9 protein-coding genes are annotated in these 13,777 nt (G+C 49.3%); all 9 read right to left on the bottom strand.

Going from position 1 to position 13,777, the window contains the following annotated elements; genetic code table 11:
• Nucleotides 1–30: 30 nt before the first annotated feature.
• Complete coding sequence (gene clpB / locus HF569_RS08850; protein ID WP_168902154.1) at nucleotides 31–2,652, bottom strand: ATP-dependent chaperone ClpB; 2,622 nt, start codon at nucleotides 2,650–2,652, stop codon at nucleotides 31–33.
• A 192-nt stretch (nucleotides 2,653–2,844) separates the two neighbouring features.
• Complete coding sequence (gene pepT, locus HF569_RS08845) at nucleotides 2,845–4,086, bottom strand: peptidase T (protein ID WP_168902153.1); 1,242 nt, start codon at nucleotides 4,084–4,086, stop codon at nucleotides 2,845–2,847.
• A gap of 55 nt (nucleotides 4,087–4,141) precedes the next feature.
• Nucleotides 4,142–4,948, bottom strand: coding sequence for a Nif3-like dinuclear metal center hexameric protein (locus tag HF569_RS08840; protein ID WP_168902152.1), 807 nt, complete (start codon nucleotides 4,946–4,948; stop codon nucleotides 4,142–4,144).
• Complete coding sequence (locus HF569_RS08835; RefSeq protein ID WP_168902151.1) at nucleotides 4,935–5,642, bottom strand: tRNA (adenine(22)-N(1))-methyltransferase; 708 nt, start codon at nucleotides 5,640–5,642, stop codon at nucleotides 4,935–4,937. The genes HF569_RS08840 and HF569_RS08835 overlap by 14 nt, the downstream gene beginning before the upstream one ends.
• A 279-nt stretch (nucleotides 5,643–5,921) precedes the next feature.
• Nucleotides 5,922–9,197, bottom strand: a complete 3,276-nt coding sequence (locus HF569_RS08830) for an MMPL family transporter (protein WP_211089697.1) — start codon at nucleotides 9,195–9,197, stop codon at nucleotides 5,922–5,924.
• 58 nt (nucleotides 9,198–9,255) lie between these two features.
• Nucleotides 9,256–9,774: an RrF2 family transcriptional regulator gene (locus HF569_RS08825; RefSeq protein ID WP_168849872.1), complete on the bottom strand. Its 519-nt coding sequence runs from the start codon at nucleotides 9,772–9,774 to the stop codon at nucleotides 9,256–9,258.
• 417 nt (nucleotides 9,775–10,191) lie between these two features.
• On the bottom strand, nucleotides 10,192–11,322 hold the full coding sequence (gene rpoD, locus HF569_RS08820; RefSeq protein ID WP_408610798.1) for an RNA polymerase sigma factor RpoD: 1,131 nt from the start codon (nucleotides 11,320–11,322) through the stop codon (nucleotides 10,192–10,194).
• A gap of 10 nt (nucleotides 11,323–11,332) precedes the next feature.
• Nucleotides 11,333–13,180: a DNA primase gene (gene dnaG, locus HF569_RS08815; protein WP_168902149.1), complete on the bottom strand. Its 1,848-nt coding sequence runs from the start codon at nucleotides 13,178–13,180 to the stop codon at nucleotides 11,333–11,335.
• A 226-nt stretch (nucleotides 13,181–13,406) separates the two neighbouring features.
• Nucleotides 13,407–13,556 carry a hypothetical protein gene (locus tag HF569_RS08810; protein WP_168902148.1) on the bottom strand — a complete coding sequence of 50 codons (150 nt, stop codon included), beginning with the start codon at nucleotides 13,554–13,556 and terminating at the stop codon, nucleotides 13,407–13,409.
• Between the last annotated feature and the right edge of the window lie 221 nt (nucleotides 13,557–13,777).

Raw genomic sequence — 13,777 nt, 5'->3', positions numbered from 1 at the left:
TCCTTTACGTCCAACCCCGTATTTAGCTGTCTAGTCTTCTGGGGTGGGAACCGTCTTCACTTGTAGCTGATGACTGAAGGCCAACTGATCGTCAACCACGTCAATCGTAATCAAGCTGTTCACCGGAATATCTCCCGCAATCAGTAAGCGAGCCAGTGGTGTTTCAACGTAATTCGTAATAAAGCGTTGGAGTGGCCGTGCCCCGTATGCTGGCAGGTACCCCTTTTGTGCGATCCAAGCCTGAGCCGCCGGCGTGATGGTCAGATCTAACTGTTGCTCGTGTAGCCGGTGTGCCAAATGAGCAATCAATTTCACCACAATCTGTTGAACGTCAGCTAGAGTCAGCGGCTTGAACATAATCGTGTCATCAATCCGGTTCAAAAATTCTGGCCGGAAGTGGTCTTGTAAGAGCTTGGCGACCTGCTCTTGGGCCGACTGGGAAATGTTCCCTTGGTCGTCCGTTCCCTGCAATAAGAGTTCTGACCCTAAGTTAGAGGTCATGATCAGAATCGTATTCTTGAAATCAATGGTTCGGCCCTGGCTATCCGTTAACCGGCCATCGTCTAAGACCTGTAATAACAGGTTAAAGACGTCGGGATGGGCCTTCTCAACTTCATCGAACAAGACAATCGTGTACGGATTCCGCCGAACCGCTTCCGTCAGCTGGCCGCCTTCCTCGTAACCGACATAGCCGGGGGCAGCACCCACTAACCGGGAAACGGACGCTTTTTCCATGTACTCACTCATGTCAATTCTGACCATGTGGTCTTCACTGTCAAAGAGGTTCTCTGCCAGCGCCTTGGCTAATTCCGTCTTGCCGACCCCGGTCGGTCCCAGGAACAGGAATGAGCCCAGAGGCTTCGTTGGATCTTGCAAGCCCGCACGTGAGCGTAAGACAGCATCGGCCACCGCAGAAACTGCTTGGTCCTGGCCTACGACTCGATCATGCAACCGATCCGCTAACTTCAACAGCTTTTCTCGTTCGCCTTGAACCAACTTAGTCACCGGAATCCCCGTCATGCGACTCACAACGTTTGCAATTTCATTTTCAGTCACTGATTCAGAGACTAACCAATCTTGCTGCTGATTCTGCTTTTCTAAGTCTGCCAACTCTTGTTCTAATCGTGGAATGGTCCCATGTTGAAGCTCAGCCGCCTGATTCAGGTCATATTGCGCCTCGGCGTTCTCCAAATCGCGCTTGGCCTTATCCAACTCCATTTTCTTAGCACCCACGCTCTTGATAGCAGTCTTTTCTTGATTCCAACGCGCGCTCAGTTTGTCAACCTTTTCCTTGGTATCCGCCAATTCCTTGGTAAGTTCCTGCAAACGGGCCTTTGAGGCCGCATCCGTTTCCTGCTTCAACGCTGTCTGCTCAACTTGCATGCGTATCATCTGCCGGCGTGCTTGGTCCAGTTCGGTTGGCGCCGAGTTCATTTCCACCCGAATCGAGGCCGAGGCGTCATCGACCAGATCAATGGCCTTGTCTGGCAGGAACCGATCCGTTAAATAGCGATCCGAAAGCTTTGCCGCCGCAATCAAGGCGTTGTCATGAATTTTAACGCCGTGGTGAATCTCAAACCGTTCCCGTAATCCCCGCAGAATGGTTACCGTATCTGCAATACTGGGTTCGTTAACGACTACCCGCTGGAAGCGCCGGGCCAACGCCTTATCCTGCTCCAAATATTTGCGATATTCATCCAGCGTTGTCGCCCCGATCAAGTGTAGTTCACCCCGGGCCAACATTGGCTTCAAGAGATTACCGGCGTCCATGCTACCTTCACCCTTACCAGCGCCGACAATATTGTGAATTTCGTCAATAAACATGATAATTTGACCATCACTCTTGGTGACTTCTTTCAGGACCGCCTTCAAACGTTCCTCAAATTCGCCCCGGTACTTGGCACCGGCAATTAACGAGCCCATATCCAAAGAAAAGATCGTCTTATCTTTCAGGTTATCGGGAACATCCCCCCGCACGATCCGTTGGGCTAGTCCTTCAACAATCGCCGTTTTACCGACACCAGCTTCTCCAATCAGCACCGGATTATTCTTGGTCTTACGCGACAGAATCCGAATGACCGACAGGATTTCATCATCCCGGCCAATAATGGGATCAATCTTACCACTACGCATGGCTTTCACCAGATCAGTGCCGTATTTTTCGAGGGCTTTGTATTGATCTTCTTGGTTCTTCGAGGTCACCCGTTCACCGCTACGGATCTTATCCACCGCATTGCGGACCATCTGCTCAGTAATTCCTTGCGCTTTCAGGTAATCCGTCAGGCTTTCACCACGCAATTGCATCAGAGCAATCACCACGGTATCAATGGCCAAGTAATCGTCACGATACTTATCCTTGATGGCATCGGCCTTCTGCAAGAGATCCGTTAAATTACGAGAAAATTCTTGCCCATATTGGACACCGCTCCCCGCAACCGTGCTAATACTATCTAACTCCCGATCGAGTTCCTCATCCATCGCAGCAATATCGACCCCTGCGTTGGACAAGAGCTCGCGACCCAGTTCACCGGGTTGAATCAAGTATTTAAAGAGGTGCGCCACCGTCACGGCTTGATGTTGGCGGGTTACGGCAATCCGTTGGGCCTCACCCAGTGCCTCGGTTAACGCTTCTGTCATTTTTTCTGGATTCATGTGCATCCTCCTTGGTTAAAATTAAGTGTCATCGTATTTATCTAGTCCCCATTATCTTCACCATTGCCTGTTCACCAGTAAATTGCGGGGGCAAAAAAGAGGCAACCCTTAGGTTAACCTCCATTTTTCACTCATATTCTAACTGATTTGGACCCAAATTCAAAATAATTTGACCAATTTTGACTAATTAATTTAGGCCTGTTGTTCTGCGAGTTCCGCAATCTTAATAACCACGTCAGTTGCTTGTTCCATAGTTTGTTCAGAAACATATTCGAACCGGCCGTGCATGTTCTCGCCACCAGCAAACAGGTTAGGGGTTGGTAAGCCCAAGTAAGAAATCTTGGATCCATCAGTCCCCCCACGAACGGGGAAGATCAATGGCTTGATGTTCAATTCTTCCAAAGCTTCCTTGGCTAAATCGACCACCGTCATGTCCTTTTCGATGACTTCACGCATATTGTAGTATTGATCCTTGATAGTGACTTTAACCCGATCACTGCCATAATCCTTATTCAATTGATCGGCAACCCCTTGGAAGAGCTTCTTCCGATCTTCAAAGATTTGGCGATCATGATCCCGAATAATGTAGCTCAAATGGGCACTATCTACGGTGCCACTCATACTGTAAAGATGGAAGAACCCTTCCCGTCCCTCGGTATGTTCTGGCCGATCATGCTCTGGTAAGGCTGCGTGGAAGTCCATGGCAACTTGCGAAGCATTCACCATGACATCCTTCGCTTCAGCTGGGTGCACGTTAGTCCCGGTGATTTCAACCTGGGCATCAGCGGCGTTAAAGGTTTCATACTCCAACTGACCTAATGGCCCACCATCGACCGTGTAAGCAATGTCCGCGCCAAAGTCCGCCACGTCAAAGTGATCGGCACCCGTCCCAATTTCCTCATCAGGACCCAAGCCGATTTCAATCTCGCCGTGCTTGATTTCAGGATGAGCTAATAAATATTCGGCAGCTGCCATAATTTCAGCAACCCCAGACTTGTCATCGGCACCCAACAAGGTACTGCCATCCGTCGTGATCAAGGTGTGGCCCTGATAGTTTTTCAAATTCGGGAATACTGCCGGGTCCAGCGTGTACTTGCCAGTGTCATCCAACTTAATGACAGACTTACCGTCATAGTTTTCCACGAATTGGGGATTAATGTTTTCGCTGTTAAAGTCGGCGGTATCAAAGTGAGAGATAAAGCCGATCTTCTTAACTTGCTTGTCCGTATTGGCTGGTAAGGTCGCAAACACATAAGCACATTGCTTATTGATGTGAACATTGTCCAGACCGATTTCCTTAAGGTCCTTCACCAACCCTTCAGCGAATTCTGTCAGCCGTGGTGTTGACGGAATCGTGCCAGAATTTGGATCAGAACGTGTGTTGATCTTGACGTACTTCAAGAACCGGGGAATCAGGTTTTCATACTTTGCCAAAATAAATCACTCCTCAATTGAATTAACTACATTTTTAGTGTACCCGTTTTCATGGCTAAATAAAAGTGAACGGGTCAGTATTTAATTGCGAGGCCACGACCGTGATTGGCCACTTATTTTCGGCCGCCCACTGCGTAAACAACGCTTGCAAGTGGGGCTTACAGATACTCTCAATATGGTGGCCTGGATCAACCACGTTTAGCCCAGCCGCAATCATATCGTGCCCGGGATGATAGGAAATATCCCCCGTCACGTAAACGTCGGCACCCTTGGCCAAAGCCGTTTGATAAAATGGACCACCACTACCGCCCAAGACGGCCACTCGCTTTACGGGGGCGTCTGGTGTATGGCTGACTAGCCGTAACCCCTTCACCTTGAAGATTCGCTTGCAATTCTCTGCAAACTGCTGGACGGTCGTTGGTGTGGCGAGATTTCCAATCCGTCCCATCGTAATCTCAGGCGTTGCCGACACGCCGTTGCTGGGAACTAATCCCTCGACATCTTGTAACCCCAGTGCCGTCGCCAGCCAGTCATTCATTCCACCTGGTGCGCTGTCCAAATTGGTATGGGCGCCATAAACGGTGATACCGTGCTGTAAGAGCGTCGCATACATCTGATTTTGTGGCACTGCCAGGTCTAAGTTCTTTGCTGGATGAAACATCATGGGATGGTGCGCAAAGATAAAATCTGCGCCTACAGCAATGGCCTCAGCCACCACCTCAGGGCGAACATCTAACGTGACCAGCACCTTGTGAACATCAGCGTCTAAACGTCCCAGTTGGAGACCCACCGGATCACCAGGCTCCGCCCACGTCTTCGGGGCAAATTGTTCGAAGCGTTCAACTAACTCACGCACCAACACGTTGCAAGACCTCCTCAATTTCTTTAATTTCCGTTTCCAGAGCCGCTACCTTGGCTGCGGGCACCGCCTTGGCGGATCGAACCTGGGCCAAAACCTGTTTGGTCCGTGCCAGTTCCCGCTGCCACTTGGCAATAAAGATATCATTGTGTTCCGCCAATAGATAAGGCCCAAACCGCAACTCTTCATCGTTATATTGCTGGGGAGCCGCTGCTCGGTCCGCCACTAGAATTTCATAGTCGTGCCCATCCTCAGTCACGATCTTTTCCGCAACCAATTGAAAGCCATGGGTCATTAAAAATTGGCGAACGTTCTTTTCACCCACGTTGGGTTGCAACACGAGCCGTTGCACGCCCGTCAAGCGATCGAAGTCCTGCGTCAAAATCTGGGCAATCAGCGTACCACCCATCCCCGCAATCACGACCGTATCAATGTGGTCGCTCGTCTCAATGGCGCGTAATCCATTAGCCAGGCGCGCCGTGATTCGGTCGTCTAGGCCCTCTTTCTTAATCTCATGCTGGGCATTTTCAAACGGGCCTTTGACAACCTCACCCGCGACGCCACCAACGATCTTCCCCTGTTTTGCGAGGTTAACTGGCAAGTAAGCGTGGTCGGTTCCAATATCCGCCAACCGACTTCCAGTTGGGACGTAATCAGCAACGGTGGCCAAACGCACCGATAAATGGTCTGCATCCATTCAATAATCTTCCTTTCCAAATTCCTAATTAGTCTAAGTATAAGCTAGTCCGCGCCGCTTGAATAGCCGTACTTACGATAAAATAACCAGTTGTTAAGATCCTGGCCAGCTTCTTGAAAAAGATGCGATTGACATCTCGAAAATTTCGTCATTAATCGTAGCTGGAGAGTTTTTAGAAGTTGTTTTTGTAGTACCGGCCGCACCCGTTCTCAGTATCCTGACACAAAAAGCACGTTCCACCAACGATTGATGGAACGTGCTCTAGTAAGACGCGTTCAATTACTTCTTTTGTCGACGGGAGATCGGGTTTTCACGTCCTTCATCCGCCTCATTCTGCGCCCGCGCCATCTTAGAATATGGGTACGGGTAGGTAATCTTCATCACGGCAGGCATGACGATTGGCAGGAGAATGACCAGCAGGATAATCCCGATGATCACGGCTAACGCAATCTGAATCAGTGTCATGACCCCGGATGGAATCAAGGCGGCAAAAGTTCCGCTCAAGATAACCCCGGCAGAGAGGACGACCGTCCCAATAACGGTAGACGCCCGGAGCATCTTTTCACTGGTTGCGCCCGGTTCATGCAGGAACTCACGGTATTTCCGCATCAGGAAGATTGAGTAGTCAACCCCTAATGAAATCAACATCACAAACGTAAAGAACGGTGTGTTCCACGTCAGCATATCGGTTCCTAGCACGGGATCTACTAACCAGTGAACAATGGTTAAGGCACCAGAGTAGGCCACGACCAGAATCCCTTCGATCACGATTGGTTGAACCAGCGACCGGGTCACAATCATCAAGGCCACGAAGATGCCGGCAAGCATGATAATGACCGTCCGCGTAAAGTCGCTAGAAGCCATATCGTTGATATCGTTGGTCTGCGAAGTGTTTCCACCAAAGGCCACTTCCGCATTCTTCAAACTCGTCCCGGCTAAAGCACCGTTAACCACCTTTTCTAGCTTAGGTAAGCGGGCCATGGCAGCAGCTGAACTCGGATCATCGTCCAGGACCACCGTCAGCTTGGTAATCTTTCGATCCGGCGACATATAAGTCTTTAGCGCCGGCTTAAACGAACTACCATGCAACTGCTTGCTTGGAATATAGAACGTTTCTGCCGCTGCGGATTTCTGTAAGCCCTTCAGATACGTATTCGCTGTACCGACACCAGTTGACACCTGGGTCAAACCAGTGCTTGCTGAAGTTAACCCTTTACGTAAGGCCGTCAACTGCTTACTCATCGCAGCCAGCTTTTCCGCCATCGTTTGGTTACCAGCTGCAACCTGATTAGCACCGGAAACCAAGGCTGGCATCTGACTATTCATGCTAAACATGGCACCAGACAGTTTTCCAGTGGCCGTCGCTAACTGTGTCGACTGCGCACCTGCTTGCTGTAAGGCCGTCGTTGCGCCAGGGATAACTTGCCCGGAACTCTGAGCTAACTGGGCGACTGCCGTTTGCAATTGACTAGTCGACCCTTGCAGCGCTTGTAGCTGACTCGCTACTGTTTGATCCGCAGAGCCAATGGCACTGGCATCACTACCGATTTGTTTTAACGAGCTGCTTAACGTTGCCTGCAGCTGACTTTGAGCAGCACTTTGCTTTTGCAAAACGCCCGCTAATACTGTCTTTTGAGCAGCAGACAACGGTACACCTTGTTGACTAAAGGCAGCAGCCACCGAGCTCGCACTCATACTTGGCAAGTTGCTCGTCGCACTCTCTAGCTTGGCCAATTGTGACGCGATGTCTTGTGTGCTGGTCTTAATGGTGGTCAAGGAGCTTGTCACACCACTCGCACTAGTCGAATTCGAGGAGACCTCTTGATTCAATTGTTGAATTGCGGCATTCAGTTGCGGCAAAGCCGTCTCCAATTGGGCCAACTGGGCAGCCTGTTTACCACCAGAGGCGGAAGAAACCTGACTGTTCAGTGCATTGACATTTGCAGCGACTTGAGAGATACCACTCTGTAGCTGCTGCGTCCCGGTACTAACTTTTTTCGCTCCTGAGGCTAACGTGTTTGCATCCTTAACGGCCCCACTAACATTTTGCTTGCTGAGTGAGCTATTGGCGGACTGTAGCCCCTTATTGACCTTGTTGACCCCTTGCTGGGCCTTCACCAGTCCAGTCGTGACGTCACTCATTTGATTGCGGACGTAAAGCTTCTTAATGGCCTTACCCCCTGGCTGGGTGACAGAGGCAACGGTTTTCACGCCTTCAGTTTGTTGCAGTTGTTTGGTTAACCGATCAACAATCAGCAGGGTCTTCTCGTTATCCATTTTGTCTTTACTTTGGATATAAATTGTCGTCGGCTCCGCTGTCCCCTTAGAGAAGTGTTGCTGCACAACCTTAAACCCTTGCTTAGCCGGGACATTATCGCCAATTTCTACCAAGTTGTCGTAGTCCAGTGTTCCGTGTGACGTTAACGCCAGTGGAATAAAGACGATCCCCGTCAAGATTAAGGTAATCACGGGCCGAATCATGGCGTGTTTAGCCATGGCGTGCCAAAGCCGACTGTCACCTTCACCTTGGAACTTCTTGATGGGCCAGAACATGTGGGGACCACAGATCGCCATAAAGAAGGGATTCAGCGTCAAGAGAACCGCTAATAAGACGACCACCCCAACGGCAATCCCAACGGCTGAACGGTACAGTGAGAAGTTAGCAAAGCCCAACACACTCATCCCGATTAGGACAGACAGGCCGGAGTACAACACGGTTCTGCCACCAACCTTAGTGGCTTCCTTAGTCGCAGTGTACCTGTCCTTACCACTCGCTAGTCGCTCGCGGAACTCGTTATACAAGAGAATGTTATAGTCGGTCCCAATCCCGAAGAGGACAATGACGATGAACACTTCGGTAAAGTTTGAGAACGGAAAGTTGAAGCGGTTCACTAGGTTAGCCACCACGGAAATAGACGTGATGACGGACACGGCCACTGTCAACAGTGAAAAGAGCGGTGTAATTGGCGAACGGAAGACTAACCACAGTACCAGGAAGATAAAGATGGCCGCAATGATCTCTGTCTTTTGGACCCCTGCTTGCGTGGCATCAGAGAAGTCTTGGTTCAAGACATCCGCCCCAGTCACGTAAGTCTTCACACCGCTGGTCTTAGCCAATTTGGTGATTTGATCACGAATCTTAGTGACCGAGTGACTAGAGGACTTATGCACGTTCAGCTGGAGTAACTGTGTGCTCTTATCCTTTGAAACAAGCTGTGAGGCTGCCGTGGAACTGTCACTGGCAGCCGTAATCGAGCGAATTTCGTATTGATCTCGATGATCTTTAATTCGTTGAATGGTCTGATCAATCTGCGTCTTCTGCGACGCCGTTAACGCCGAATTGCCGTTATTAAAGACGACGACAACTGCGGTCGTGCCTCGCTGCGAACGTCCCCACTGATCCTGCATGGTCGTTGCGCGAGAACTCTGGTAGCTATTAGGAACCGTAATCTGTCCCTTATCTGCCACCAATTTACTCATGTTGGGAATCGTGACCACCGCCATAATCACAATGATTAGCCAGCCAATCACGTTCCAGATGTAATGTTTATTCATCCAACGCACGTTGAAACCTCCTGACAAATTTAACGTTAATTTCTGTATTTCTAGTTTTCTATTCTGCGGTTGGCCGGGTCAGCCACTTCGTCCAATCCAGTTGGATGGGTTGGCCAGAAGCTGTTGGCAAGACATCGCCGATAACCAGTGTTGCTAGTTCTTGTCGAAACTGTTTTTCCGCCTGGGCAAAGACGTTCATCACATTGGCCACTGGCCGCGTATCCTTGAAATCTTTCAATTGATACGTTGTCATGAAAGTATCCTTTTGATCGAGATCAAAGACCTTTGAGACCAGTCCCGTATTATGCACAAACGCAGTGGTGCCTTCAATGGCATTGAAAACGTCGAGCAGGGTTATTTTCATGGGATTTTTAGTCAACATAATCCCGCCGTCACGACCGGAAACAGTTTTAACGATCCCACCAGCGGCTAATTTTTGCACAATTTTCTTCAAATAACTGGTTGAAACCCCCAGTCTTTCTGCCACTAAATGACTGTGGAGCGGAACCTTTCGATCTTGAATGCCTAGTAGGGCCACGATACATAAGGCCTGTTCCAAGCTCGGTTTAGTTCTCACAATATACCTCCTATTCCCTTGTCCCTCCTATGTTTTAAACGAGATACATTATATCCCCTTTTGTCATTTTTTCAAGGCCTTAATCCCAATAAATATCACCTTATTCTGATATTTTTTAATGTAAACGGTTTCTACCAGCTGGTACAACTATACTATAAACGACGTATGATAAAAACTACTTTTACTCGTCTTTTTTAACCAACGGTAAAATTCCGGCCATGGAGCTCATTAATATTGCTGGAAAATTTGGATGCCGAGTTTAGTCATAATATCGTGACCAGATTTTCATAAGGTTTCACAATTTTAAATACTTTGAAACAGCTGACTCTAGTCAAAACATTTTCCAATCAAAAAGGCCGTTCGAGGTTCAGCCAACCGGCTGTCTCGAACGACCTTTCTTCCTAATCAAGTATTAATTTATTCCAAGAAATCCTTTAATTGCTTGCTCCGTGAAGGGTGACGCAATTTGCGTAATGCCTTGGCTTCGATCTGACGAATCCGTTCACGCGTAACGCCAAAGACCTTGCCGACTTCTTCCAGAGTCCGGGTCCGACCATCATCCAGGCCAAACCGCAACCGCAACACGTTTTCTTCCCGGTCAGTCAGCGTGTCCAAGACACTTTCCAACTGTTCCTTCAGAAGTTCGTAAGCGGCGTGATCAGCAGGACTCGTGGCATCTTGGTCTTCAATGAAATCTCCCAAGTGAGAGTCATCCTCTTCACCAATTGGTGTTTCCAAGGAAACTGGTTCTTGGGCAATCTTCAAGATTTCCCGGACCTTTTCCGTTGGCATATCCATTTCTGCCCCAATTTCTTCAGGCGTTGGTTCCCGCCCTAAGTCTTGGAGTAATTGCCGTTGAATCCGGATCAACTTGTTGATGGTTTCAACCATGTGTACAGGGATCCGAATCGTCCGTGCTTGGTCAGCGATTGCCCGGGTGATCGCCTGACGAATCCACCAAGTGGCGTACGTCGAGAACTTAAACCCTTTCCGGTAGTCGAACTTTTCGACGGCCTTCATCAAGCCCATGTTCCCTTCTTGAATCAAGTCCAAGAATTGCATGCCCCGACCGACATACCGCTTAGCAATCGACACAACCAACCGTAAGTTGGCTTCAGCCAATTCTTGCTTAGCCTCTTCTTCACCGTTTTCAATCCGCAACGCTAAGGCCACTTCTTGGTCCGCCGTTAACAGGTTGACCCGACCAATTTCCTTCAAGTACATCCGCACTGGGTCATTGATCTTAACCCCAGTCGTGGTCCCGGCATCCTTCAATTCCTTCTTTGAAACGGCCTTTTGGGCTTTAACGGCCCGTGGGTCTGGCTCACCCTTAGCATCAACCACACTGATCCCGGCATCGGAAATCGTTTCAAGTAACTTATCCATTTGCTTGGCATCCAGCGTGTAAGGTGTCGCCACCTTGTCAGCCAGTTCATCATACGTGATGCTACCAGCCTTCTTGGTGTTTTTAATCAAAGCGCGCACCGTCTTGTTGTATGCTTTTTGATCAAACATTGGTTGATCCGTGGTTTTTTTCGCCATTAAAATACCCCCTAGATTAAACTTGTTTGTTCGCCTGACGCTGACGTTCCAACTGCACAATCTCGACGACGAGTTGGCGTTGGCGGTCGGCATCGCCTAGTCGCGAAGCTTCCGTCAGTTCATTTTTCTTCTGACGAAGCTGTGCTTCAATCGGCGCCTCATTCATAATGACCGCTAAATAGTCATCGATCTCCCGCGGGGTGACCGCCGCGGCCATATTGGTTGTTGCTTCGAGATCAATCACTAACTGCTGCAGGCGGTCTTCTTGAATGAAGTCCGTGAACTGCGCGGTTTGATACACTTGATGCTTTTGAAAATATCCCTGGGCCAAGGTGTAAATAATCTGATAGTCGTCATGCACAAAGCTAAAATCAGCAATACTGGTCAGCTTTGCCCAAACGTTGCGGTCATGCAGACAACGATAAAGCAACAAGCGCTCCGCCCGTTCCAACCGATTCAACGGCCGGCGTTGTTGATGTACCGTTACCGGTGGTGCCGCCGTTGGCACCGGCGTTGATTGAGCTGGCCGCTGACGCTCACGTTGCGCGGCCGAATCTCGTTGCACTTGTTTAAGTTGCGCGACCAACGCCGCCTTGTCAATCTGAAATTCATTGGCTAGCTGCCCCAGATACATGTCACGTTCCACCGGCTCGTCAACTTGTGCTAAGAGCGGCAACACCTGGTTAACATAGGCTAAACGTTCACTATCCGTCTCCAGCGGCCGATCCCGTCGTAAGAATCGTAGCTGAAACTGCAACGGCGGCTCTTTAGCCGAAACCATCATCTGCCGAAAGGCGTCATCCCCATGAGCTTTACGATACTCATCGGGATCTTGGCCCTCAGGAAGTTGAATGACGCTTAGCTGTAAATGACTATGCTCATTTAGTAGCCGCAGCGCGCGATCAATGGCCCGTTGACCAGGTTCATCACCATCATAACAGACATTGAGTTTATCCGTAGTCCGTTCAATCGCATAGATCTGTTCAGTGGTTAAGCTCGTTCCCATCGACGCAATCCCATTTTTGACCCCCGCTTGGGTCGCTGAGATCACATCCATATAGCCTTCAAATAACGTGACTTCTCCTGCTTGTCGAATCGCCGGCCGCGCCAAGTCAAAATTAAATAACAGCTTACTCTTATTAAATAATGTGGTTTCAGGGCTGTTTAAATACTTGGGTTGGTCGTCAGCTTTTTGGAGCAATCGTCCGGAGAAGGCCGCAACATGACCGCTCGCATTCCGTAGTGGAAACATCACCCGTTCAGTGAAGCGATCCCGCAACTCACCCTGCGCATTCTCGATAAACAAGCCGGATTGACGCAGGAGTTGATAGTCACTTTGCCGTTGGTCAAAGAAGGGTTTGAGCAAGCGCTGTCCCGGCGCAAAACCCAGCTGATAAGTGTCAATTGTCTCATCAGTTAACCCCCGGTCATGCAGGTAATCCAACGCTGGTTGTCCCATCTCGGTATTCACCAAGATATGATGATACAGTTTGGCGGCTTGCTCATGCAATGCCAACAACTGCCCCGTCTTGGAATCCACCGCCGGACCAGTCGCATCCTGGCGATACTCGCTGGCTAAATCAACGTGACTAAAATCAGCCACCTTGACGACCGCTTCCGGAAACGTCACGTGTTCCAACTCCATCAAGAACTTGAATACGTTGCCCCCGCGGCCGCAGCTAAAGCAGTGAAAAATTTGTTTATCTTCCGAAACAGAAAACGAAGGCGTCCGCTCCTCATGGAAGGGACATAAACCAAATAAATTCTTACCGGATTTCTTCAGTTGCACGTACTGGCCGACAACGTCCGCAATATTTGTGGCCGTCCGAACCGTCTCAATCACGTCTTCGGGTATCTTCGCCAACCAATCACTCCCTTACGTGTTCCCGTTTGCTCACCATAGCCTTGAAAAGTCGCACCCCGGAAACCCGAAAAGTGCGACTCTTTAATTAGAATTCGTGCGCAAAAATACACTATATATGATACCACCTATGGGGGCGTTGTCAACTTTTATAACTCGCTGAATGACTGGTACCTACCGTCTAATTTACACTTTCCGCGACCAAGATGAAAGCCAAACGGCTCTACAATTACGATCTCCCAGCTAAGATGGCGGCCACACTGCCTAAAATGAGGAGCACACGTCCTAACTTCACTAAACCACGTTGAATGGCGGGGTAATTTCCCCGCCAGCCACTGTTGCGTGGCACATTGATGCCGTCTGGTGGCAAATATCCCACAAAAATAGCCGCTCCCATGCAAATTAGCCCAGCTCGGCCCGCCGGCGTATTCAGCCCATTGACCGTGACTGCGCGTGGTAAAAATAGCAGTAAGCTCACATAAAATAGAACCTGAATTATTCATACCTTTCAAAAAAGTCGTCAGTTTTCATGTTTTTCAAAAACTGACGGCTTTTGATCTTGCTTACTATGTATTGAGACTCTAAATTTTGATGGTATCA

Source organism: Levilactobacillus tujiorum, from assembly GCF_012641185.1.
Classification (GTDB): domain Bacteria; phylum Bacillota; class Bacilli; order Lactobacillales; family Lactobacillaceae; genus Levilactobacillus; species Levilactobacillus tujiorum.
This window is presented reverse-complemented; position numbering and strand designations above follow the sequence as displayed.